18 protein-coding genes are annotated in these 21988 nt (G+C 61.4%); 7 read left to right on the forward strand and 11 right to left on the reverse strand.

From position 1 onward, the window contains the following. Positions 1-1019: 1019 nt before the first annotated feature. A complete protein-coding gene (locus tag AAHA39_RS09340; protein ID WP_320656913.1) occupies positions 1020-2372 on the forward strand; it encodes an 8-oxoguanine deaminase in 1353 nt (450 codons plus the stop codon). A 71-nt stretch (positions 2373-2443) separates the two neighbouring features. Here the strand turns inward: AAHA39_RS09340 and AAHA39_RS09345 are convergent, their stop codons facing one another. The 7 genes from AAHA39_RS09345 to AAHA39_RS09375 all read right to left on the reverse strand — a co-directional run bounded on the left by AAHA39_RS09345 (position 2444) and on the right by AAHA39_RS09375 (position 7912). After that, positions 2444-3199, reverse strand: a complete 756-nt coding sequence (locus tag AAHA39_RS09345; protein ID WP_041208487.1) for a substrate-binding periplasmic protein — start codon at positions 3197-3199, stop codon at positions 2444-2446. Between the two features lie 142 nt (positions 3200-3341). Beyond that, complete coding sequence (locus tag AAHA39_RS09350; RefSeq protein ID WP_033113705.1) at positions 3342-4088, reverse strand: substrate-binding periplasmic protein; 747 nt, start codon at positions 4086-4088, stop codon at positions 3342-3344. Positions 4089-4159: 71 nt separating this feature from the next. After that, the gene (locus AAHA39_RS09355; RefSeq protein WP_042033138.1) at positions 4160-4669 is read right to left on the reverse strand and encodes a GDYXXLXY domain-containing protein; all 510 of its coding nucleotides are present in this window, start codon (positions 4667-4669) and stop codon (positions 4160-4162) included. Beyond that, complete coding sequence (locus AAHA39_RS09360) at positions 4666-5670, reverse strand: DUF4401 domain-containing protein (protein WP_320656912.1); 1005 nt, start codon at positions 5668-5670, stop codon at positions 4666-4668. The genes AAHA39_RS09355 and AAHA39_RS09360 overlap by 4 nt, the downstream gene beginning before the upstream one ends. Further along, positions 5663-6601 carry a DUF2157 domain-containing protein gene (locus AAHA39_RS09365; RefSeq protein WP_320656911.1) on the reverse strand — a complete coding sequence of 313 codons (939 nt, stop codon included), beginning with the start codon at positions 6599-6601 and terminating at the stop codon, positions 5663-5665. Before AAHA39_RS09365 ends, AAHA39_RS09360 begins: the two co-directional genes overlap by 8 nt. A gap of 165 nt (positions 6602-6766) precedes the next feature. Next, a complete protein-coding gene (locus AAHA39_RS09370) occupies positions 6767-7324 on the reverse strand; it encodes a TMEM165/GDT1 family protein (protein WP_033113701.1) in 558 nt (185 codons plus the stop codon). Positions 7325-7582: 258 nt separating this feature from the next. Further along, on the reverse strand, positions 7583-7912 hold the full coding sequence (locus AAHA39_RS09375; RefSeq protein ID WP_041208481.1) for a translation initiation factor: 330 nt from the start codon (positions 7910-7912) through the stop codon (positions 7583-7585). A 119-nt stretch (positions 7913-8031) separates the two neighbouring features. On the opposite strand from AAHA39_RS09375, the gene AAHA39_RS09380 reads away from it, so the two are divergent. From AAHA39_RS09380 to AAHA39_RS09390, 3 genes are read left to right on the forward strand one after another with little or no spacing between them, the layout of a single operon-like run. Further along, complete coding sequence (locus tag AAHA39_RS09380; RefSeq protein WP_033113699.1) at positions 8032-8259, forward strand: FeoA family protein; 228 nt, start codon at positions 8032-8034, stop codon at positions 8257-8259. 55 nt (positions 8260-8314) lie between these two features. Then, the gene (gene feoB, locus AAHA39_RS09385) at positions 8315-10585 is read left to right on the forward strand and encodes a Fe(2+) transporter permease subunit FeoB (RefSeq protein ID WP_320656910.1); all 2271 of its coding nucleotides are present in this window, start codon (positions 8315-8317) and stop codon (positions 10583-10585) included. Further along, positions 10582-10821 carry a FeoC-like transcriptional regulator gene (locus tag AAHA39_RS09390; RefSeq protein WP_041208478.1) on the forward strand — a complete coding sequence of 80 codons (240 nt, stop codon included), beginning with the start codon at positions 10582-10584 and terminating at the stop codon, positions 10819-10821. The genes feoB and AAHA39_RS09390 overlap by 4 nt, the downstream gene beginning before the upstream one ends. Before the next feature lie 100 nt (positions 10822-10921). Here the strand turns inward: AAHA39_RS09390 and AAHA39_RS09395 are convergent, their stop codons facing one another. Together AAHA39_RS09395 and AAHA39_RS09400 are read right to left on the reverse strand one after the other, a co-directional pair. After that, complete coding sequence (locus AAHA39_RS09395; protein ID WP_320656909.1) at positions 10922-11572, reverse strand: DUF2913 family protein; 651 nt, start codon at positions 11570-11572, stop codon at positions 10922-10924. Positions 11573-11662: 90 nt separating this feature from the next. Next, on the reverse strand, positions 11663-12958 hold the full coding sequence (locus AAHA39_RS09400) for a DEAD/DEAH box helicase (RefSeq protein WP_041208476.1): 1296 nt from the start codon (positions 12956-12958) through the stop codon (positions 11663-11665). 281 nt (positions 12959-13239) lie between these two features. On the opposite strand from AAHA39_RS09400, the gene AAHA39_RS09405 reads away from it, so the two are divergent. Together AAHA39_RS09405 and AAHA39_RS09410 are read left to right on the forward strand one after the other, a co-directional pair. Further along, a complete protein-coding gene (locus tag AAHA39_RS09405) occupies positions 13240-13866 on the forward strand; it encodes an O-methyltransferase (protein ID WP_320656908.1) in 627 nt (208 codons plus the stop codon). Between the two features lie 32 nt (positions 13867-13898). Beyond that, on the forward strand, positions 13899-14294 hold the full coding sequence (locus AAHA39_RS09410; protein ID WP_320656907.1) for a nuclear transport factor 2 family protein: 396 nt from the start codon (positions 13899-13901) through the stop codon (positions 14292-14294). Between the two features lie 107 nt (positions 14295-14401). Here the strand turns inward: AAHA39_RS09410 and AAHA39_RS09415 are convergent, their stop codons facing one another. Next, the gene (locus AAHA39_RS09415) at positions 14402-15817 is read right to left on the reverse strand and encodes an FAD-dependent oxidoreductase (protein WP_005346752.1); all 1416 of its coding nucleotides are present in this window, start codon (positions 15815-15817) and stop codon (positions 14402-14404) included. Positions 15818-15829: 12 nt separating this feature from the next. Continuing rightward, positions 15830-20287 carry a glutamate synthase large subunit gene (gene gltB, locus AAHA39_RS09420; protein WP_320656906.1) on the reverse strand — a complete coding sequence of 1486 codons (4458 nt, stop codon included), beginning with the start codon at positions 20285-20287 and terminating at the stop codon, positions 15830-15832. Positions 20288-20899: 612 nt separating this feature from the next. Between gltB and AAHA39_RS09425 the strand changes: the two genes are divergently transcribed. After that, positions 20900-21829, forward strand: coding sequence for a TIGR01212 family radical SAM protein (locus tag AAHA39_RS09425; protein WP_201960398.1), 930 nt, complete (start codon positions 20900-20902; stop codon positions 21827-21829). Positions 21830-21988 lie beyond the last annotated feature (159 nt).

Here is a 21988-nt window from a genome sequence, read left to right on the forward strand (position 1 = left end):
TAGCCCTCTCCCGCAAGGGGAGAGGGGATGGTTACCTACGTCTGTTAACCGGCCTCGGGGCTGCGGGTTGGCTGTTGCCCCTTGTTGTTCGCCGAGGTGAGGGCACAAGGTCAGGAGCGCCGTCATGGACGACGGCGCAGACGCAGGCGGTACAGGGATGTACCGTCTGCGTCGTTCCGCCAGACCTTTTGCCTGAACCGAGGGAACCCGACGCAGGAGGGCGAACAAGTGGGGGGTGGCCTTTCTTTTGGTGACTTTTCTTTGGCCACGCAAAGAAAAGTCACTCGCCAAGCCGCGCAGCGGCGGCGAAACCCCGTCGAGGGCAACGCCCTCGCGTCCTGCATGGCGAAGTCATGCCAACGGGGTTGGCGACCCCTCACCCTGGCCCTCTCCCGCAGGGGGAGAGGGAACGGTTACCTTGGTGCAATGCGCTGCGCTTGGTGCACCCTACGCTTCTCCCGCAAGGAGAGAGTTACCGCGGACGATTACGCTGCGCTAATCGACCCTACCGACCCTGCTGGCGAAGTCATGCCAACGGGGTTGGTGACCCCTCACCCTGGCCCTCTCCCGCAAGGGGAGAGGGAACGGTTACCTTGGCGCAGAGGCGGGAGACCGGCTGGTCTCCGTGAAAGACGCTACCGCCCCTGACTGTCGCTGCCACATTGCGCCGTTGACCTTGGTTTGGGAAAAGGGGCCAACAGGCGCCGCCAAATATCTTACGGATTCATTGAGCGCTTAACTATGGCGGCCATCACGCAACTATCAGAAACCAGAGGTTTTTTTGCGCTGGCACAAGCTTTTGTTAATTACTGATTGATTAATTGCGGGGCAAACCTTGTGCGGTTGGTCGCCTTGGGCAATTCGTCGCTATCACCTTGATTCAAAACGGCGATCACAGACTTTTTGCGCCGTATGCCTAGACTGGGTTGGCCGCGGTCGCTGACCGCCGCCTCTGGATCAGCAGACAGGGTATAACTGAGCTGGCTCACCCCTATGTGTCACTGATGGAGGAGTCGGCCATGTCCGCTACCCGTATCTGGATTAAAAACCCCCTTGCCACCTTTACCCCCGAAACGGTCGATGGCCGCGGCGGGCTGGTGATTGAAAACGGTCTGATCAGCGAGGTGCTGGCAGCAGGCCAGCAGCCTGCCCGGCCGTGTGAGCAGCTGTTCGATGCCCGCGACCATGTGGTGCTGCCGGGCCTTATCAATACCCACCACCACTTCTACCAGACCCTGACCCGCGCCTGGGGGCCGGTGGTTAATCAGCCGCTCTTCCCCTGGCTCAAGACTCTCTATCCGGTCTGGGCCAGATTGACACCGGACGCGCTGGCGCTGGCGAGCAAGGTGGCGATGGCGGAGCTGCTGCTCTCGGGTTGCACCACGGCGGCCGATCACCACTACCTCTTCCCGCGCGGGATGGAGGAGTCCATCGATATTCAGGTGGCGGCGGTGCGTGAGCTGGGGATGCGCGCCATGCTGACCCGCGGCTCCATGAGCCTTGGCGAAGATGAGGGGGGCTTGCCGCCGCGCCACACGGTGCAGGGGCAGCAGATCCTCGATGACAGCCTGCGGCTGGTGCGCCAGTATCACGAGCGCGGCGCCGGGGCGCAGATCCAGATTGCACTGGCTCCTTGCTCCCCCTTCTCGGTGACCGAGGAGATCATGGTGGAGAGCGCCAGACTCGCAGCCGAGCTCGATGTGCGGCTGCACACCCATCTGGCGGAGACGCTGGATGAGGAGGCGTTCTGCCTTGCACGCTTTGGCCTGCGCACCGTCGATTATCTGGAGAAGGTGGGCTGGCTTGGCGATCGCACCTGGCTGGCTCACGGCATTCACTTCAATCCGGACGAGATTGCGCGGCTGGGGGCGGCGGGCACCGGGGTGTGCCACTGTCCGGTCTCCAATATGCGGCTCGCCTCCGGCATCTGCCCGACCCTGGATCTGGAGGCAGCCGGTGCGCCGGTGGGGCTCGGGGTGGATGGCTCGGCCTCCAACGATGCCTCGAACCTGATGCAGGAGGCCCGTCAGGCGCTCTATTTGCAGCGGCTGCGCTATGGCGCCGAGCGCATTACCCCGCGCAAGGTGCTGGAGTGGGCGACCGTTGGCTCGGCCCGGCTGCTCGGGCGCGGCGATCTCGGTGAGCTGCTGCCCGGCAAGCAGGCGGATCTGGCGCTGTTCAAGCTCGACGATCTGCGCTTTAGCGGCAGTCACGACCCTATCGCGGCGCTGATCTTGTGCGGCGCCGAGCGGGCCGATCGGGTGATGGTGGGCGGCAAGTGGCGGGTGGTGGATGGCGCCATCGAGGGGCTGGATATCGAGGGGCTGATTGCCCGTCACAAGGTGGCCGCTGCGGCGCTGGTGCGCGGCTAGGGGAGAGTCAACGGCAAAAAGAGAAGGGGCCCGCGGTGGGCCCCTTGTTGTTGCTGTTTGGCGCGGCGCCGCTATTTGGCGGCAGGGGCGGGGAAGTATTTGTTGTGCAGCAGCGGGTATTCGCTGCCCGCCAGCACCTGGGTCAAGCCGTTCTGAAACTCCTTGACCAGATCGTCACTCACCGGATGGCTGAAGGCGTAGCAGAACTGCTCCGAGCTCAGCTGCCACTGCTCCTTGAACTTGGCGGGGTCGAGTTTTTGCTCCTGAATTTGCTGCTCCATGGTGGTCTTGTTGGTGGAGACCATGTCTACCCGGCCGGAGGTGAGCATTTTGAGCGCTTGGGAGAGGCGGTTGGCGGCGATGATCTTGGTCTCGTCAAAGCCGTTGTTGAGCAGCAGCTGCTCGCCCACATCGGCCCGCACCGCCCCGATATTGAACGCCTTGGCATCGTCGAGCTTGGTGATGTTGAGTTTGTGCTCGGCCAATCCGACCAGCACGATTTCGGCGTAACCGATGGGGCAGGCCCACTTGAACAGTGGGTCGCGCGCCTGGGTGCGGGCGGTGGAGAAGAGCACTGCGTTGGGTTTTTGGGTCAGCAGGTAGTAGCCACGGGCCCAGGGCATGATGGTGACGGGCTGCTCCGGGGTGTTGGTCTTCTGCCACACCAGCTTGAGCAGCTCGACCGCAAAGCCGGTCGGATTGCCCGCTTCGTCGGCGTAGTTATAGGGTTTGTAATCTTCGGTCAGGTAGTGAAGCTTGGCCAGCTCGGGGCTGGCGTGGGCGAAGGAACTCACAAGCAGTGCGGCCAATCCAATCCATGGTTTCATTTTTTCCATCCTGCTCAAGGGAATATATATGCTCAATTGTGACCAAGCCGACCGGTTTCGCCAAGGTTGATCGGTCAGGTTCTTCAATAATAGTGAGGGATGCCGTTGGCATCCCTCGTCTGTTTCGGGTCTCCGCTGCTCGTCAGCGAATGGGCAGGTATTTGGCCTGCAGCTTCAAAAACTCCTGCGAGGCGAGGGCGCGGGTCAGGCCGCTCTGGAACAGCTTGATCTCCTTGTCATCCACCTGACGGCTGAAGGCGTAGCAGAGCTGCTCGGCGCTCAGCACCATGGCGACGTTGAAGTCGTCGCTGTTGAGCTTCATCTCGCGCAGGGCGTCATAACCGGCCAGCTTGCTGGTGGCGAGCAGGTCGGCGCGGCCGGAGGTGAGCATCTTGACCGCCTGATTGAGGCGGTTGGCGGGGATGATGTTGTTGTCATCCATGCCGTTGTTGAGCAGCAACTGCTCGGCGGCATCGGAGCGTACCGCGCTTATCCGGTACTTGCTCATCTCGTCGACGGAGGTGAGGGTGATGTTTTGCGCCTTGCGCCCGAGCAGGATGTACTCCGAGTAGCCGATGGGGCAGACCCACTTGAAGAGATCTTCCCGCGCCTGGGTGCGGGCGGTGGAGAAGAGCACCACGTTGGGTTTCTGGGTCAGCAGGTAGTAGCCGCGGGCCCACGGCAGGATGCGGATCGGCTGGGGGGCAACGCCGCTGTTTTTCCACACCATCTGCAGCAGTTCAACCGCAAGGCCGGTGGGCTGGCCCTGCTCATCGCTGAAGTTGTAGGGGGGGTACTCTTCGGTGAAGTATTCGAGTTTGCCCAGATCGGCCCGGGCCATCGAGGCCCAGGGGAGCAATAGCAGCAAGCAGGTGAGCCAAATCCTCATGGGGAACATCCTCAGCAGTCAACCGTGCTTTGAGTGTGACCATGAACCGCTCAAATAGCCACTTTGCCCAGTTACCAACGTGACCGGCTTCTCCCAATTGGTTGATAAGCCTCATCGCGCAGCCCCACCAGCAACGTCTTGCCATCAGGCTGCAGGCGAAACTCGCCGTAACGGGCACGGCTCAAGGCCTCGCCATCCCCCTCTTCAAAGAAGAAGGCGTCGGGGCCAATCAGCCACTGGCGATCGCTGCGGTGCACCTGCAGTAGCCGCTCATCGCTGGCCAGCTGATCCGGCTTGCCATCGGCAACCCGGCTCGCCACCTGATGGGCATCGAGGCGGATCACCAGGGTGTCGCTCTGCTTGTCGCGGCCATCGCTGCTGGCCAGCTCGCGGGCGATCTCGTAGTTGAGGCGCATGTAATCCCCTTGCATCAGGGAGCGGGGATCGACCGGGGCGAGCCGCAGCAGCACCACTTCGCCACTGCTCATGGCGCGCTCAAAACGCCAGACGGTGAGGTTGATGCCCGCCAGAATGGCAAGGCCAGTGAGCAACAGGCCGAGTTGTCGGGTCGCGGGTCTCATGAGTCGCTCCTTGCCGAGCAGGTTTTAAGCAGCTGACGGGCGGCCAGCAACAGGGCGCCCGAGCCCAGCAGCAGCCAGGATTTGGTCATCAGGGTGAGCCCCAGATCGTAGTAATAGAGAGCGCCATAACCCACCAGCAGCAGGGCGGCGAGGGTCATCAGGCCAAGGCTGCCGGCATAGAAGCCGAGGATCAGCACCAGTGCGCCAGCCCCCATCCCCGGAATGACGGCGCTGAGCAGCACCAGCGGCAGACCGTACCAGAGCGGCAGCTTCAGTTTCACCATCACCGCCAGCAGCAGGGCGGCGCAGAGCCGCGGGTTGAGCCAGAGCGGCAGGCGCGACAGCCCCAGCTCGTCGAGCACGCTGCTGCCACCTTCCCACAGCGGTTGGTGCAGACGGCCCAGCACCAGCAGGGAGAGGGCGAGCCCCAGGGTGATGGCGTGGTAGAGCTGGTGACGGGTGGGGTCGTGATCGGCGCGCAGCCAGCAGAAGGTGATGGCGGCCATCACCAGCGGCAGGGCCAGCAGTTGCAACCCGAGGCAGGCAAGGGCGAGGGTCAGCAACAGAGCCGCCGCCACGCTGTGAAACAGCCGCACCAGCCAGTGATCGAACAGCACCGCGATGGCGAGCGACAGCAGGCAGAGGCCGAACCAGAGCAGGCTCTGGTGGCTGTCGGCCTGATCCAGCAGGCCGTAGAGCAGCCAGGCATCGGCTGCCAGCGCGAGCGCCAGCACGAACTGATCCCAGAGATCGCCGTTCTGGCTGCGGTTGATGGCGTAAGCCACCCCGAGCAGCACGGCGCCCAGCAGCAGGGCGCTATTGGCCTCGCGGGTCAGCTGCTCGAAGGTCATAAAGAGAAAGAAGAGCAGGAACAGGGCGGCGATCCACCCCACCAGCCCGAGCAGAAAACGGCTCGACCAGTGCGGCTGGTTGTTGCGGGGCATCTCCCCTTCCACCAGATCGGCCTGTTGCAGGGTTTGCCAGAGCGTCAGATCACTCATGGGACCTCCGTTGTTGTTGCAGCCAGCGGCTGGCGGCGACCGAGAGGCCGATGGCGATGAGGCTGAGCAGCAGGAAACCGTCCACATCCGGCTTCATCCACTTGCCAAGGGCGGCGAGGATAACGGCAATCAGGCTGAGACACCCCATGGCGAGCCCGGCGATAAATCTGTGATGCCAGAGGGTGTAGGCGGCAGCGAGCCAGCCCAGCCAGAGCGGCCACACCAGCGGGGAGGCGGCATCGAAGAGTGCCAGCAGGGCGAGTAGGGTGGCGCCAAGCCCGGCGGCAAGACCCGCCAGCCAGCCCGGCATCAGGCGCCAGCGGGCGGGGGCGAGCAGCAGCAAGCCCCAGAGGGCGGCGTTGAGCAGGGTGAGGCACCAGCCGAGCCCCTCCTCGTCAAAGGCGAAGAAGAAGCTGAAGAGACCGAGCCGCCAGTAGAGCACCAGCGCCAGCTGACCGAGCAGCCAGCCCAGAGTCCAGAGCAGGGGACTCTGGCCAAGGGCGGCCAGCGGCACCAGCATCAGCGCCCAGGTGGCGAACAGCTGCCAGGGATCGGCGCCGGTCTGGTAGGTCTGGCCGACCAGCGCCAGCAGGGCGCCGATATTGAGGGCCACGGCAAAGAGCAGCGCCTGACGCGGCGTATCGCCAAGGGGCTTGCGCCACAGCAGAAGCAGCATGGCGAGCAGCGGCGCCTCCAGCAGGGCGAGGCGGGGCAGTCGTCCCAGCGCCTGCCAGTTGAAGGCGACGAAGAAGATAAGGCCGGCCCCGATGCAGAGGGCACCGAGCCAGAGCAGCAGGAGATCGAACAGCCACTGCCAGCGGGCGTGGGCAGGGGGCTGGTCGGCGAGGGTGAGGGCGGCGGCCAGCTTCTCTGGCGCCAGTCGTCCCTGTTTCACCCATTCGAGTAGCGTCTCTCTTGATACGTTGTGCATGGGGTGCTCCATGAGGTTTGCCCCATTATGACATGGCCGCCCCACTCCCGTGCAGTGGCAGCTTGCGGCTGCGACAACGGCGGTTGCCGGATTGATGGAGGCGGGAGCCAGAATGCAAAAAGCCCTCCGAAGAGGGCTTGTGTAGAACCGGTGGCCAGAGTGCAGCTAGACGAAGATAAGGGTGCTGACCCCGAGCCCGACAAACAGCAGGGCGCAGGCGATGCGGATCGCCTTGAGCGGCAGCTTGTCCGCCCCCAGCTTGCCGATCAGCACCACAGGGACGTTGGCCAGCATCATGCCGAGGGTGGTACCGGTTACCACCTGAATGAGGGAGTCATATTTGGCGGCCAGCAGCACGGTGGCAATCTGGGTCTTGTCGCCAATCTCGGCAATAAAGAAGAGCACGAAGGTGGCCATGAAGGGGCCGTACTTGTCGAGGGAGCTCTCCTCGTCATCCATCTTGTCCGGCACCAGGATCCAGATCGCCATGGCGATAAAGGCGGCCGCGACCAGATAGGTCATCACCTTGGGGTCGAGCCAGCGACTGATAAACTCGCCAATCCAGGCGGCGCCCGCATGGTTGAGCAGGGTCGCGGCCAGCATGCCGGCGATGATGGGCCAGGGTTTGCGAAAACGGCAGATGAGCAACAATGCCAGCAGCTGGGTTTTATCGCCGATCTCGGCAATCGCAACGCTGAGGGTTGAAGTTAACAAGGCTTCCATAGATATGACCGGGGGACGGAATTGTTATAAACCAAAGACAAGCCGACGCCATCCGTCCCCGGTATTGGCGCTGGCCCGTCAAAGGTCTTGTCAAATCCATGGATAAACTGGATCACCCTGACCATGGTGAGTTGGCACCAAGTATGTTGATCAGGGTCGCAGACCGTATTCATGCAATAGATGGATCCGGTATGCGAGACTACTCCCCCTCGATGGGAGCGGGCATTCTAGGGAAAAACCGCATGGGAGACAAGAGGATCAACCCCCCACCAGCTTGACGCTGAAGCCGGCCTTCTCCAGCTCGGCCTTGATCAGCTCCCGTTTGTCCCCCTGGATCTCGATAACACCCTCCTTGAGCCCGCCACCGGTGCCGCACTTTTTCTTGAGCAAGGTGGCGATCGCCTTTTGCTGTTCGGCGGGTACGCCGTGAATGGTGATGACCCCGGCGCCCTTGCGCCCCTTGGTCTCGCGGCGCATGCGCACCACGCCGTCGGTGGGGAAGGGGGAGGAGGATTGCGGAGCGTTCTGCTCCTTGATTTGACCGCCATCTGTGCTGTAAACAAGGCGGCTGTTGCTGTCGTGACTCATGAGGTTACTTTACGGGTTAGCTAAGCGGAGTTTGATTTTACTCAAATAAAAGTTGAAGACACAGATTATAATGCCCCAAGTAAAAGCGAATTATTATTGTTTAACTTCAGGAGTCAGTCATGGTACTCACGCAGTTGTCACCTGGACAGAGTGCTCGCATCAAGAATATGAATCAGTTGTCCCGGCCGTTGCGTCGCAAGCTGATGGTGATGGGCTTGTTGCCACAGACTGAAGTCATCTATCTGCGGTCCGCCCCGCTGGGGGACCCGCTCCAGATCCAGTGTCAGGGGATCTGTCTCTCCATGCAAAAGAGTCTGGCCCAGCAAATTGAGGTCGAACCGGTATGAGTTGCTTGTCCACCCGCAAGAGCCCGGTTCAGAAGAAAATAGAGGTAGCGCTGGTATGAATTATTCCCTGGTAACGGTAGGTAACCCCAATAGCGGCAAGACCTCCCTGTTCAATGCCCTGACCGGCGCCCGCCAGCAGGTCGGCAACTGGAGCGGGGTCACCGTCGACAAGAAGATGGGCGAATTTTCCGCCGATGGTCACGATTACAAGCTGATGGATTTGCCGGGCATCTATAGCCTCGCCAATCAGGAGGCGAGCCTTGATGAGCAGATCGCCAGCCGCTATGTGCAGGGCCATCAGCCCGACCTGTTGCTCAACGTCATCGACGCCGCCAATCTGGAGCGCTCCCTCTACCTCACGCTGCAACTGCGCGAGCTGGGGCTGCCGATGATCGTCGTGCTCAACAAGATGGATATCCTGAAAAAACGCCGCGTCACCATCAATGAAGGGTTGCTCAGTCAGGCGCTTGGTTGCCCGGTGGTGGCCCTCTCGGCCCACAATCGCCAGCAGGTTGCAGCCTTCAAGAGCCAGATCCACGGCTTTATCGGCAAGTCCCAGCAGGCACTGATGCTCGATTACGGCACTGATCTTGAGAAAGATCTGGCGGAGCTGGAGACCCTGCTCGCCCCGCACCACCTCACTACCCGTGGCCGCGCCCTGCGTCTGCTGGAGGAGGATGCCGCCATGCAGGAGACCCTGCTGCCCGGTCAGCAGGCTGCCGCGACCAATGTGGTGACCCGCGCCCATCAGGGGCAGGATATCGATCTGCAACTGGCCGACATCCGCTATGGCCACATCCATCTGTGGGCCAGTCAGGCGTGCCAGCAGAAGGGCAAACTCACCGTGGCCCAGAGCGAGAAGCTCGACCGGGTGTTGCTCAACCGCTGGATCGGCATCCCCTTCTTCCTGTTCGTCATGTACCTGATGTTCATGTTCGCCATCAAGGTGGGCAGCGCCTTTATCGACTTCTTCGACATCATGGGCAACGCCCTGTTTGTCGAAGGCGTGCACCACCTGCTGGGGCTGTTCAACGCGCCCGACTGGCTGGGCGCCATTCTGGCCGATGGCTTCGGGGTCGGTTTGCAGACCGTTGCCACCTTTATCCCGGTGATTGGCTGCCTCTATCTGTTCCTCGCGGTACTGGAGAGCTCCGGCTACCTGGCCCGCGCCGCCTTTGTGGTGGATGCCCTGATGCGTCGTCTCGGTCTGCCGGGCAAGGCGTTCGTCCCCATGTTGATGGGCTTTGGCTGTACCGTGCCCTCGGTGATGGCGACCCGCACCCTCAACTCCGAGCGCGAGCGGCTGATGACCTCGGCCATGGCCCCCTTCATGTCCTGCGGTGCCCGCCTGCCGGTCTACGCCCTGTTTGCGGTGGCCTTCTTCCCCGAGTCAGGCCAGAACCTGGTGTTCGGTCTCTACCTCATCGGCATTCTGGTGGCGGTGCTGACCGGCCTGCTGCTGCGCAGCACCCTGCTGCCGGGCAAGAGCGACTCCATGGTGATGGAGATGCCGGACTACGAGTGGCCGCGTCCGGTCAACGTTGGCATCAAGACCTGGCAGAAGCTCAAATCCTTTGTCTTTGGCGCCGGTAAAACCATCGTGCTGGTGGTCGCCGTGCTGAGCGTGCTCAATTCGCTGGGTACCGATGGCAGCTTCGGCCATCAGGAGCAGGAGAGCTCGGTACTGAGCAAAATCAGTCAGGCGGTGACCCCTGTGCTGCACCCCATCGGCGTGCGTGATGACAACTGGCAGGCCACGGTCGGCATCGTCACCGGCATCTTCGCCAAAGAGGCGGTAGTCGGTACCCTCAACAGCCTCTACGCCGGTGGTGGCGCAGAGGAAGAGAAGGGCGAGTTCTCCCTTGTCGCCAGCTTCCACGAAGCGGTGGATGCCGTAGCGGCCAATCTGGCCGAGATCAACCCGACCGACCCGATGGGCCTTGCGGTTGGCAATCTCGACGATCAGAAGGCTGCTGCCGAGGAGCAGGAGGTGGATGTCTCCACCTACGGCAACATGCAGACCCACTTCGACGGTGCGGCCGGTGCGTTTGCTTACCTCCTGTTCGTGCTGCTCTACATGCCCTGCGCCGCCGCCATGGGTGCTCTGGTGCGCGAGACCGGCCGCCAGTGGGCGCTCTTTACCGCCGCCTGGTGCAACTACATGGCCTTTATGTGCGCCACCGTCTTCTATCAGCTGGCCACCTTCGCCGCTCACCCCGAGCAGAGCCTGTTCTGGGTAGCGAGCTACGGCCTCTCCCTGCTGCTGCTCTGGTGGGCCGGTCGCCGTCACGGTGACATCGTCGCCCGCAAGGTGGTGACATTATGATCCTGCGCGAGCTGGGGGATTACCTCGCCGCGCAGCAGAAGGTGAGCCGGCGCGAGCTGGCTCGCCACTTCCACACCTCGGAAGATGCGGTGGAGGCGATGCTCGGCGTCTGGATGCGCAAGGGGCGGGTCATCAAGCGTGAGAGCCGGGTCTGTGGCGGCAGCTGTTGCGGCAAGAGCGAGGAGGTGATGTTCGAGTGGTGTGCCCCGGGACAGATTGGCATCAAGGTGAGTTAAACAGTAATCGAATATCATCAGGTTAAACTGAACAATAAAAAACGGCAGACCTTGCATCCAAGCAGGGTCTGCCGTTTTTTTGGGGCACAAACAGGCGGGATCAGGCGCTCTGGCGAGCTTCGCTCAGCAGCGCAAGGGCTGGCTGTTCGTTGCCCGGCATCAGCCGATAGGCCTTGTGGTGCTTGATGAGGGTGGTTTTCTTGTTGCCCTGACTCAGCAACAGTCCCTGTTTGCCGGCCGCACTGGCCAGCAACTGCTCATCGCCACGCACATAGAGGGTGAGGGGTTTGATAAGCTCGCCGCCCTCGATATGCCCTGCATATTCGCTGTGGCTTACCACCAGACTGGCCTGACCGCCCGATTGCAGGCGCAGCTTGGCGTTCACTTCGCTCTCGGTCAGTACCAGCCAGCCTGCCTGTTCCAGCTCAGCCAGCATGTTGGCCAGCTTGCTCCCCAGTTGCAGCGGATTTGCCATGGCGCTCTGGTACTGGCTGACGATGCGCTCCAGCAGCCCCTTGAGATCGGCGCCAGCCCCCAGGGTGCGGCCCAGCTGTACCCATCCCTTGAGATCCTCCATCACCAGCCGCGAGAAGCGCTTCTCCTTGAGGGAGTCTGCCATCCAGGTGCAGAGGAAGTGGCTCTCCTGCGCCGGGGTGCGCTTGCCAGTCTTTTGTTCGCCGGTGCGGGCCAGCTCGGCCAGACTCTGGGTGGCCATCTCGAGCAGGGCCTGATTGTAGGTTGATGGGGTCATGGTGCCTCCTCCGGTGGGGCGAGTCGTCATCACAGGGCAAGAGAAAGGCGCCGGTGGCGCCTTCATCTTATCGGTACAGCGAGTGGCTGCTTACTTGGGCTGGCGCGGCTTCTTGGCGGCAGCCAGACGCTTGAGGCGTTGCCCCTGCAGCTTGGCTTCGGCCATCGACTGGGCGGCAGCATTGTCATCGCGACGGGCACGACCGCCAAAGCGGCGGCGCTCTTCGAGCTGCTTGATCAGCATCTCGCGGCTGCTCACCTCGTAGCCCGGCACCATGATGCGGCGCAGTTTCTGGCCGATCAGCTTCTCGATCTCGAGCAGGGTGCGCTCCTCCTCACGGCTGACGAAGGAGATGGCCTGACCGCGCTTGCCGGCACGACCGGTACGGCCGATGCGGTGGACATAATCCTCGGCGAGGAAGGGGAGGTCATAGTTGACCACGTACTCCAGATCCGGGATATCCAGACCGCGGGCGGCCACTTCGGTGGCGACCAGCACCCGAACCTTGCCCTCCATAAAGTCGCGCAGGGCGCGGCGGCGGCTGCCCTGAGCCTTGTCACCATGCACCACGGCCGATTTGATACCGTCGAGGTTGAGCTCCTCGACCAGCTCGTCGCAGCTCTCGCGGGTACTGGCAAAGACCAGCACCTGTTGCCAGTTCTGCTTGCCGATGAGCTCGGAGAGCAGCTCGCGCTTGCGCTTCTGCTCGACCGGATAGACCACCTGGCTCACTGTGTCAGCGGTGGTGTTCTGTTTGTTGACGCTCACCACTTGCGGCTTGTCGAGCATCACGTTGGCGAGCTTCTTCACTCCTTCGGAGAAGGTGGCGGAGAAGAGCAGGTTCTGGCGGCCCTTGTTGGCTGCTTGCAGGATCTGCTGCACATCGGCGCTAAAGCCCATGTCGAGCATGCGATCCGCTTCATCCAGCACCAGACATTCCACGGTGGAGAGGCTGAGGTTGCAGGCGGTGAGGTGTTCGACCAGACGGCCCGGAGTGGCCACGATGATGTGAGCGCCCGCTTTGAGCTTCTTGGCCTGCACATCCTGCTTGCCGCCACCCACCAGAGTGATGACGCCAAGATCCAGATAGCGGGCAAACGCCTTGATGTTGTCGGCAATCTGGGCCGCCAACTCGCGGGTAGGGGTGAGGATCAGCACCCGGGTGCTGGAGGGCGCGGCTGCGGCAGGGGTATCGACCAGACGCTGCAGGATGGGCAGGGCGAATGCGGCGGTTTTGCCGGTACCGGTCTGGGCGCTGGCCAGCACGTCGCGGCCACGGCGAATGGCCGGGATCGCCTGCTGCTGCACAGGGGTCATCTCCTGATAACCGCACTCCGAGACGGCGCGCAAAATCTCGGGGGCAAAATCGAATGCTTCAAATCTCATATCGGTTTCCTGTGATCCAGCTGGATTGTGTTCGGCTTGACAAGCCGGCATGGGCGAACGGTCGCGGATTGCCACTGGTGGCCGCCCCTGATACAGCATCAGTGCAGCCTGAAAATGGCGGGCGCGAAGTGTAACAGATAGGCGCAGCAAATTCTGCCTCAATTGGCCAGAGTTTTTTATCGGTTTTTTTAACCGGCGCAAGGTTTTGGTCGCCGCCATTTGACTCCAAAAATGCCAGCCGTAAGGATAGTGGCTATTGATAGTCATGAAAGGAGAGGGCGATGACCGGATGCGAGAGCGGTTTGCCACAGCAGGCGGCGAGGGCCAATACCCCCCTTGAGCTTCTGAAGCAGGCGCTGGAGCAGTTTGGCGAGCAGCACGACCTGGCGCAGACGGATCGCGCCGACAAGATGCTCAACATTACCCGCGATACCGGCGAGTTGCTGGCGGTACTGGTGCAGACCCGCGGGGCGCAGGCGGTGCTGGAGATCGGCACCTCCAACGGCTACTCCACCCTCTGGTTGGCCGAGGCGGTGGCCCGGCTCGATGGTCATGTCACGACCATCGAACGGGATGAAGCCAAGCGGGCGCTGGCGCAGGCCAATTTCGAGCAAGCCGGTCTTGCCGGGCGGATCACCCAGCTGGCCGGGGAGGCGGGAGCGCTGTTGCCCACCCTGCCATCGGCGGGCTTCCCGCTCATCTTTCTTGATTCCGATCGCCGGCAATACCGGGCGTGGTGGCCGCAGTTGCAGCGTCTCTTGCCCCCGCGCGGCTTGCTGGTGGTCGATAATGCCATCTCTCATCGGGAGGAGCTGGCGGAATGGATGGCTGAAGTGGCGCAGGATCCCCGTTTTGTCACCTCGCTGGTGCCGGTGGGCAAGGGGGAGTGGCTGGTGGTGAGAGTGTGAGCAACCTGAACATGAAGAGGGAGGTGGCAGTGATGAAACCGGTGGCAGTGGTGGAAGCCTACTGGCAGGCGATGCAGAGCAATGATTTTGCCAGGGCGGCGCGATGGCTGGGGGATGAGTTTGTCTGTGACTGGCCGCAATCGGGGGAGCGGATCCTCGGGCGCTGCAACTTTGTCGAGATCAATCGCCGTTATCCGGCCGCCGGGCCGTGGAGCTTCACCATAGTCCGCCTGCTGGCACAAGGAGACGAGGTGGTGAGCGAAGTGCAGATCACCGATGGGGTCGTGCATGCCCGGGCCATCACCTTTCATCGGGTCGAGGGCGATCGCATTGTGCAGCAGACCGAATATTGGCCGGAACAGTATGAGGCCCCCGCCTGGCGCCGTCCCTGGGTCAGCCCATTGCCCCACATCTGCGAGCCGGCATAACGCCTCTGGCTGGCTCTACCCCATCGGTTACGGCCAGAGGCGCTGGCGCCAAATAAAGAGCCCCGCACTGGCGGGGCTCTGTTTTGGGTTGACTGCGGAAGTGCAGGTTAGACCGCCAGATAGTCCATGATCCCTTCGGCGGCTTTGCGCCCTTCGTAGATGGCGGTCACCACCAGATCGGAGCCACGCACGGCGTCGCCACCGGCGAACACCTTGGGATTGCTGGTCTGGAAGGCATACTCCGCCTGTTCGCGGGCCTTGATGCGATCCCGGTTGTCGAGCTCGATGCCAAACTCCGCCATCCAGGGTTGGGGGTTGGGTTGGAAGCCAAACGCCATCACCACCGCATCGGCAGCCAGCACTTGCTCGGAGCCCTCGATGACCACCGGGTTGCGGCGGCCATTGGCATCAGGTTCACCCAGCTCGGTGCTCACTACCTTGATGCCGACGGTGCGACCGCTGGCATCCAGCTCGACCGCCACCGGTTGCAGGTTGAACATGAACTCAACCCCCTCCTCGCGGGCGTTTTTCACCTCCCGCTTGGAGCCCGGCATGTTCTCCTCGTCGCGGCGATAGGCACAGATCACCTTGGCGGCTCCCTGACGGATAGCGGTACGCACGCAGTCCATGGCGGTATCACCACCGCCCAGTACCACCACCTGCTTGCCGGCGAAGTCGATGTAGTCGGCTTGTGCCTTCTCGAAGCCCAGCAAGCGGTTGGCGTTGGCTATGAGGTAGGGCAGGGCATCATAGACGCCCGGAGCCTCTTCGTTGGCAAAGCCGCCCTTCATGTACTTGTAGGTGCCGACCCCGAGGAAGACCGCATCGAACTCGCCGAGCAGGTCGGCGAAGGTGATGTCCTTGCCTACCTCGGTTTCGAGACGAAACTCCACGCCCATCCCCTGGAAGATCTCGCGGCGACGCTGCATCACCTCTTTTTCCAGCTTGAAGGAGGGGATGCCGAAGGTGAGCAGGCCGCCAATTTCGGGATATTTGTCAAACACCACCGGGGTGACGCCGTTGCGTGCCAGCACGTCGGCACAGGCAAGACCAGCCGGGCCGGCACCAATGACGGCGACCCGCTTGCCGGTCTTGACCACGTTCGAGAGATCGGGCTTCCAGCCCATCTCGAACGCCTTGTCGGTGATGTATTTTTCGATGTTGCCGATGGTCACAGCGCCGAAGCGATCGTTGAGGGTGCAGGAGCCCTCACAGAGGCGATCCTGCGGGCAGACCCGACCGCACACTTCCGGCAGGCTGTTGGTCTGGTGGGATAGCTCCACCGCCTCCAGAATGCGCCCCTCTTTGGCCAGTTTCAGCCAGTTGGGGATGTAGTTGTGGACCGGACACTTCCACTCGCAATAGGGGTTGCCGCACTCGAGGCAGCGATCCGCCTGCATCTGTACCTGCGGCTGATTGAAGGACTCGTAGATCTCCACAAACTGGATTTTGCGGATCTTGAGCGGCTTCTTGGGCGGGTCGACCCGCTGCACATCGATAAACTGAAATACGTTCTGGCTCATAGGGTTCCCTCCTTATTGCGCCTGGATTCTGAGTTCTGCACTGGAACGGCTGGTGTGACCCAGCAGCGATTTCACGTCGCTGGACTTGGGTTTGATCAGCCTGAACTTGGGCACATAGGAGTCGAAGTTGGCCAGGATCTCCTCGGCGCGCGAGCTGCCGGTCTCATTGAGGTGCGCCGTGATGATGCCGCGCAGGTGCTCCTGATGGATGGCGAGATCCGCCACGTCCAGCAGTTCCACCAGCTCGGGGTTGGTGCGCTTGGCGAAGTTGCCGCACTCGTCGAGCACGTAGGCAAAGCCGCCGGTCATGCCCGCCGCGAAGTTAACGCCGGTCTGACCGAGCACGGTGACGATGCCGCCGGTCATATATTCACAGCCGTTGTCGCCAATCCCCTCGACTACCGCCAGGGCGCCGGAGTTGCGCACCGCGAAACGCTCGCCGGCAGTGCCTGCGGCGTAGAGTTTGCCGCCGGTGGCACCGTAGAGGCAGGTGTTGCCGATGATGGCGGCTTCATGGGATTTGAACGCCACGCCGACATGGGGCTTGATCACCAGCTTGCCGCCGGTCATCCCCTTGCCCACGTAGTCGTTGGCATCGCCGGTGAGGATCATCTCAAGGCCACCTGCGTTCCAGACGCCGAAGCTCTGGCCTGCGGTGCCGTTGAAGTGCACCTTGACCGGATCCGCCGCCATTCCCTGATTGCCGTGACGTTTGACGATCTCGCCCGAGAGACGCGCACCCACCGAGCGGTCGGTGTTGCGAATGTCGTAGCGGAACTCGCCGCCGCTTGAGGTTTCCACCGCCTCCAGCAGATCCTCCACCATTTTCAGGTTGAGTGGCCCCTTGTCGAAGGTGGGGTTGTGTTGCTGGCTGAACAGGCTGGAGCCTGCCGGTGCCACCGGACGGGCCAGAATGCCGGAGAGATCCAGCTTGGCCTGACGGGCGGTGAGGCCGGGCAGGGCTTCCAGCAGATCGGTGCGGCCAATCAGGTCGGTCAGCTGGGTGACGCCGAGCTGAGCCATCAGCTCGCGGGTCTCCTCGGCGATGAACTTGAAGTAGTTCATCACCATCTCCGGCAGGCCGGTGAAGTGCTCGCGACGCAGCTTCTCATCCTGAGTGGCAACGCCGGTGGCGCAGTTGTTCAGGTGGCAGATCCGCAGGTATTTGCAACCGAGCGCCACCATGGGGCCGGTGCCAAAACCGAAGCTCTCGGCGCCGAGGATGGCCGCCTTGATGATGTCGAGGCCAGTCTTGAGACCACCATCCACCTGCAGTCGCACCTTGTGGCGCAGACCGTTGGCGACCAGCGCCTGTTGGGTCTCAGCCAGACCCAGCTCCCACGGGGAGCCGGCATATTTGACCGAGGTGAGGGGGCTGGCGCCAGTGCCGCCGTCATAACCGGAGATGGTGATGAAGTCGGCATAGGCCTTGGCCACGCCGCAGGCGATGGTGCCAACGCCGGGTTCGGAGACCAGTTTCACCGACACCAGACAGCTTGGGTTGATCTGCTTGATGTCGAAGATGAGCTGGGCCAGATCCTCGATGGAGTAAATGTCGTGGTGCGGAGGCGGTGAAATCAGGGTCACGCCGGGCACGGAATAACGCAGCTGGGCGATTTGGGCGGTGACCTTGTCGCCGGGCAGCTGGCCACCTTCGCCGGGCTTGGCACCCTGCGCCACCTTGATCTGCACCACATCGGCGTTCATCAGGTAGTGGGGGGTGACGCCAAATCGGCCGGAAGCCACCTGCTTGATGCGGGAGTTCTTCTCGGTACCGAAGCGCTTGGGATCTTCGCCACCTTCGCCGGAGTTGCTCTGACCGCCGAGGCGATTCATGGCAACAGCCAGCGCCTCGTGGGCCTCAGGGCCGAGGGCACCGATGGACATGGCGGCGGAGTCAAAGCGGGGGAACAGCTTGTCGGCTGGCTCAACCTGATCCAGTGCGACCGGATTGTCGACCTTCTTCAGGGCCAACAGGTCACGCAGGGTAGAGACCGGGCGTTCGTTGACCAGACGGGCGTACTCCTTGTAATCGGCATAGTTGCCGGAGCGCACTGCGGTTTGCAGGGTCTGCACCACATCCGGGTTGTAGGTGTGGTACTCGCCGCCGTGAACGAACTTGAGCAGGCCGCCGTGGGCGAGGGGCTTGCGGGCCAGCCAGGCCTGACGGGCGAGCTTGAGCTGATCCTGCTGGATGTCGGCAAAGTCGGCGCCCAGAATACGGCTCGATACGCCGCGGAAACAGGTCTCGACCACGGCTTTGGCCAGACCCACCGCTTCAAACAGCTGGGAACAGCGGTAGCTGGCGACCGTGCTGATGCCCATCTTGGACATCACCTTGTAGAGCCCCTTGTTGATGCCGTTGCGGTAGTTGACCATCGCCTGGCGCAGGGGCATGGCGAGCACACCCTCTTCAACCTGCTTGGCCAGGGTTTCGTAGGCCAGATAGGGGTAGATGGCGGTCGCGCCAAAGCCGAGCAGCACCGAGAAGTGGTGCGGATCGCGCACGCTCGCGGTCTCCACCAGAATGTTGGCGTCACAGCGCAGGTTGTTGTCCACCAGAGTGCGCTGCACCGCCCCCACCGCCATGGCGGCCGGGATCGGCAGGGTATCGATGCTGATGTCGCGATCCGACAGCACCAGCAGCACGGTACCGCTCCTGGCGGCAGCCTTGGCCTCCTCGCAGATGCGCAGGATGGCTGCCTCCAACCCCTCTTCGGGCTTGAAGTTGAGGCTGATCACCTTGTGGCGGTAGTACTCCCCCTCCAGTGCCAGCAACTGGTGGAAATCGGAGTAGAGCAGGATCGGTGACTGGAACAGCACCCGGTGGGCGTGGCCGAAGGTCTCGTTGAAGACGTTCTGCTCACGACCGATACAGGTGGCGAGCGACATGACGTGGTTTTCCCGCAGCGGATCGATGGGCGGGTTGGTCACCTGCGCAAACATCTGGCGGAAGTAGTCATAAAGGGTGCGTGCGCAGGAAGAGAGTACCGCCATCGGGGTGTCATCCCCCATGGATCCCACCGCTTCCTGACCATTTTCACCGAGAACCCGGATGATCTGATCCAGCTCCTCGAAGGAGTAGCCAAACAGCTTCTGATAGGTTTTCAGCTGCTCATCGGAGAACTCGCGGCTACCGGTCTGGCTGTCGTCCATCTGCTCGAAGGGGACCAGCCGGCGGCAATGTTTGTCCATCCACTGCTTGTAGGTGTGGCGGCTCTTGAGATCGTCATCGATCTCGAAGCTGGTCCACACCTTGCCGTTGCTAGTATCCACCACGAACAGCTCGCCCGGGCCTACCCGGCCCTTCTCCAGCACTTCGTCCGGGGTGTAGTCCCAAGTGCCAACTTCGGAGGCCAGCGTGATGAACTTGTCCTTGGTGATGACGTAGCGGGCCGGACGCAGGCCGTTTCTGTCAAGGGCGCAGGTGGCGTAGCGGCCATCTGTCATGACGATACCGGCCGGGCCATCCCACGGCTCCATGTGCATGGAGTTGAAGTCGTAGAAGGCGCGCAGGTCGTCATCCATGTTCGGATGTTTTTGCCATGCAGGCGGGATCAACAGACGCATGGCGCGGAACAGATCCATGCCACCGGCAAGGAAGAGATCCAGCATGTTGTCGAGGCTGGAGGAGTCCGACCCCGTGGTGTTGACGAAGGGTGCCGCTTCCTGCAGATCGGGAATGAGCGGGGTAGCGAACTTGTAGCTGCGCGCCTTGGCCCACTGGCGGTTGCCGGCGATGGTGTTGATCTCGCCGTTGTGGGCCAGATAGCGGAACGGCTGGGCCAGCGGCCAGCGCGGGCTGGTGTTGGTGGAGAAGCGCTGGTGGAAGACGCAGATGGCCGCCTGCATGCGGATGTCGGCGAGATCCAGATAGAAGCGCGGCAAGTCCACCGGCATGCACAGCCCTTTATAGACGGTGACCAGATTGGAGAGGCTGACCACATAGAAGTAGTCGTCGTTGACACGCTTTTCGATGCGGCGACGCACGATATAGAGGCGGCGCTCGAGATCCTTGTCGACCCAGCCGGGCGGGGCGTTGACAAAGACCTGTTCAATGCTGGGCAGGGAGGCTTTGGCGATAGTACCGAGTACGTTGGTATCGACGGGCACCTTGCGCCAGCCGACCAGACTCAGGGTCTCTTTTTCCAGCTCCTCGTCGATGATGTCGCGAGTTGCCTGGGCCAATACGGGGTCAGGGTTGAGGAACAGCATGCCGACCGCATAGTTGCGGCCGAGGTGCCATCCCTTCTCCTCGGCGACAGCTCTGAAGAAGCTGTCCGGTTTTTGCAGCAACAGGCCACAACCGTCGCCGGTCTTGCCATCAGCGGAGATCCCGCCTCGGTGCTGCATGCGAGCCAATGCTGACATCGCGAGACGGACAAGCTTGTGGCTGGCTTCCCCTTCCATGTGGGCCAACAGGCCGAAGCCACAGTTATCCCTCTCCAGCTTTGGATCATATAGTGACATTGCATATCTCCCTTGCTCGGCCTTGCATCGCACAGTCATCGTCTGACTGCATAAATTGCGACTGGCTCTTGTGGTTCCGTCTGCCTGACGTGGCGAATCTCCAAACTAATGGGATTTTTCAGCAAGGTCAATTGGACTTCCGGGCTCTTTGCAATGTTACATTCACATAACAAAATATGGATTTGCGGCGATGAATTACGCCTTGCTTTGTTTTTGTTCTGATTAAAATATATTTTTTGGATTAATAGTCTGCATATGCTCGTTTTGGTGGTTTACTCCATGGGTATCGAGAACTGTAGTAATTTTACCAAATCATGGATGACAAGGACGAAGGTGATCACATTTCACAATCCTGTCTCTTGCATTTGCCCACAAGCCGTACTCTTAAATTTTTTCATTGTTCAACAATAGTTTATATCCCATTGCAGATATGGTTGCTGGCTCTGCCCCGTGGCAGTCAAGGTCTCAAAAGCATCAATAATCGGCTGGTTTCATATATTTATCCGCAAAATGGTGAATATTTATATGAATTCTGACCCTTTCTTCCCTTGATCCAGCTCAGCGCCGTATTTGCGCAAGCTCGTACAATGACGCTCCTTTAGCGGAGGTGTCATGCAGTTACACGAACTCGTCAATACATTCGGTCAGGATCTCAAGCAGCGTCATGGCCAGAAGATCCACAAGCTCTCCATTCACGGCGCCTTCACCTGCCCAAACCGGGACGGTACCCTGGGCCGTGGCGGCTGCACCTTCTGCAATGTCTCTTCCTTCGCCGATGAATCGGCCCAGCAGCTCTCTGTGGTGCAGCAACTGCTGGCCCGTCGGGACGAGGTGACCCGTGCCAAGCGTTATCTTGCCTACTTTCAGGCCTATACCAGCACCTATGCCGAGGTCGAGTATCTGCAGCGGATGTATGAAGAGGCGCTGTCGGTGAGCGATATGGTGGGACTTTGCGTCGGCACTCGACCTGATTGCGTGCCGGATGCCGTATTGGATCTGCTGGCAGGCTATCAGGCCCGGGGTTACGAGGTGTGGCTGGAGCTCGGTTTGCAGAGTGCCAACGACAAGACCCTGCAACGGATCAACCGGGGTCACGGTTATGCTGCCTATGTGGATGCAGTGATGCGGGCTCATCAGCGCGGTATCAAGGTGTGTGCCCATCTGATCGTCGGTCTGCCGGGCGAGGTGCCGATGGATAGCCTCGATACCCTGCATCGCATCGTGGAAACCGGCGTGGAGGGGATCAAGCTCCATCCACTTCATGTGGTCGAGGGCAGTACCCTTGGCAAGGCGTGGCAGGCGGGTCGGCTTGAGGTATTGACGCTGGAGCAGTATGTGGAAGCCGCTGTCGCCATGATCCAGCACACTCCACCCGAGGTGGTATATCACCGCATTTCGGCCTCAGCTCGTCGTCCGACTCTGCTGGCTCCTGTCTGGTGTGAAAATCGCTGGACGGCCATGAGCGAGATCGCCAAGGCCCTCGCAAGTCAGGGGCCACAAGGGTACGCACTGGGAAGACCCTTTATGCTTTCTGAGCTGTAGTTGAGCGGAGAGTTACTATTTTCCCATAAAACATAGGCTTATATAAAAAGCTTCATAGATTTAGCTATAGTCTTGGTGCGTACGGATTGATATAGTGATGCACCATAATAGATATCGCTATCAATTACGTTCAGCCACATTTAACGATGAGCTAAACGT

Source organism: Aeromonas sp. SE22 (assembly GCF_038739755.1).
GTDB lineage: Bacteria > Pseudomonadota > Gammaproteobacteria > Enterobacterales > Aeromonadaceae > Aeromonas > Aeromonas jandaei.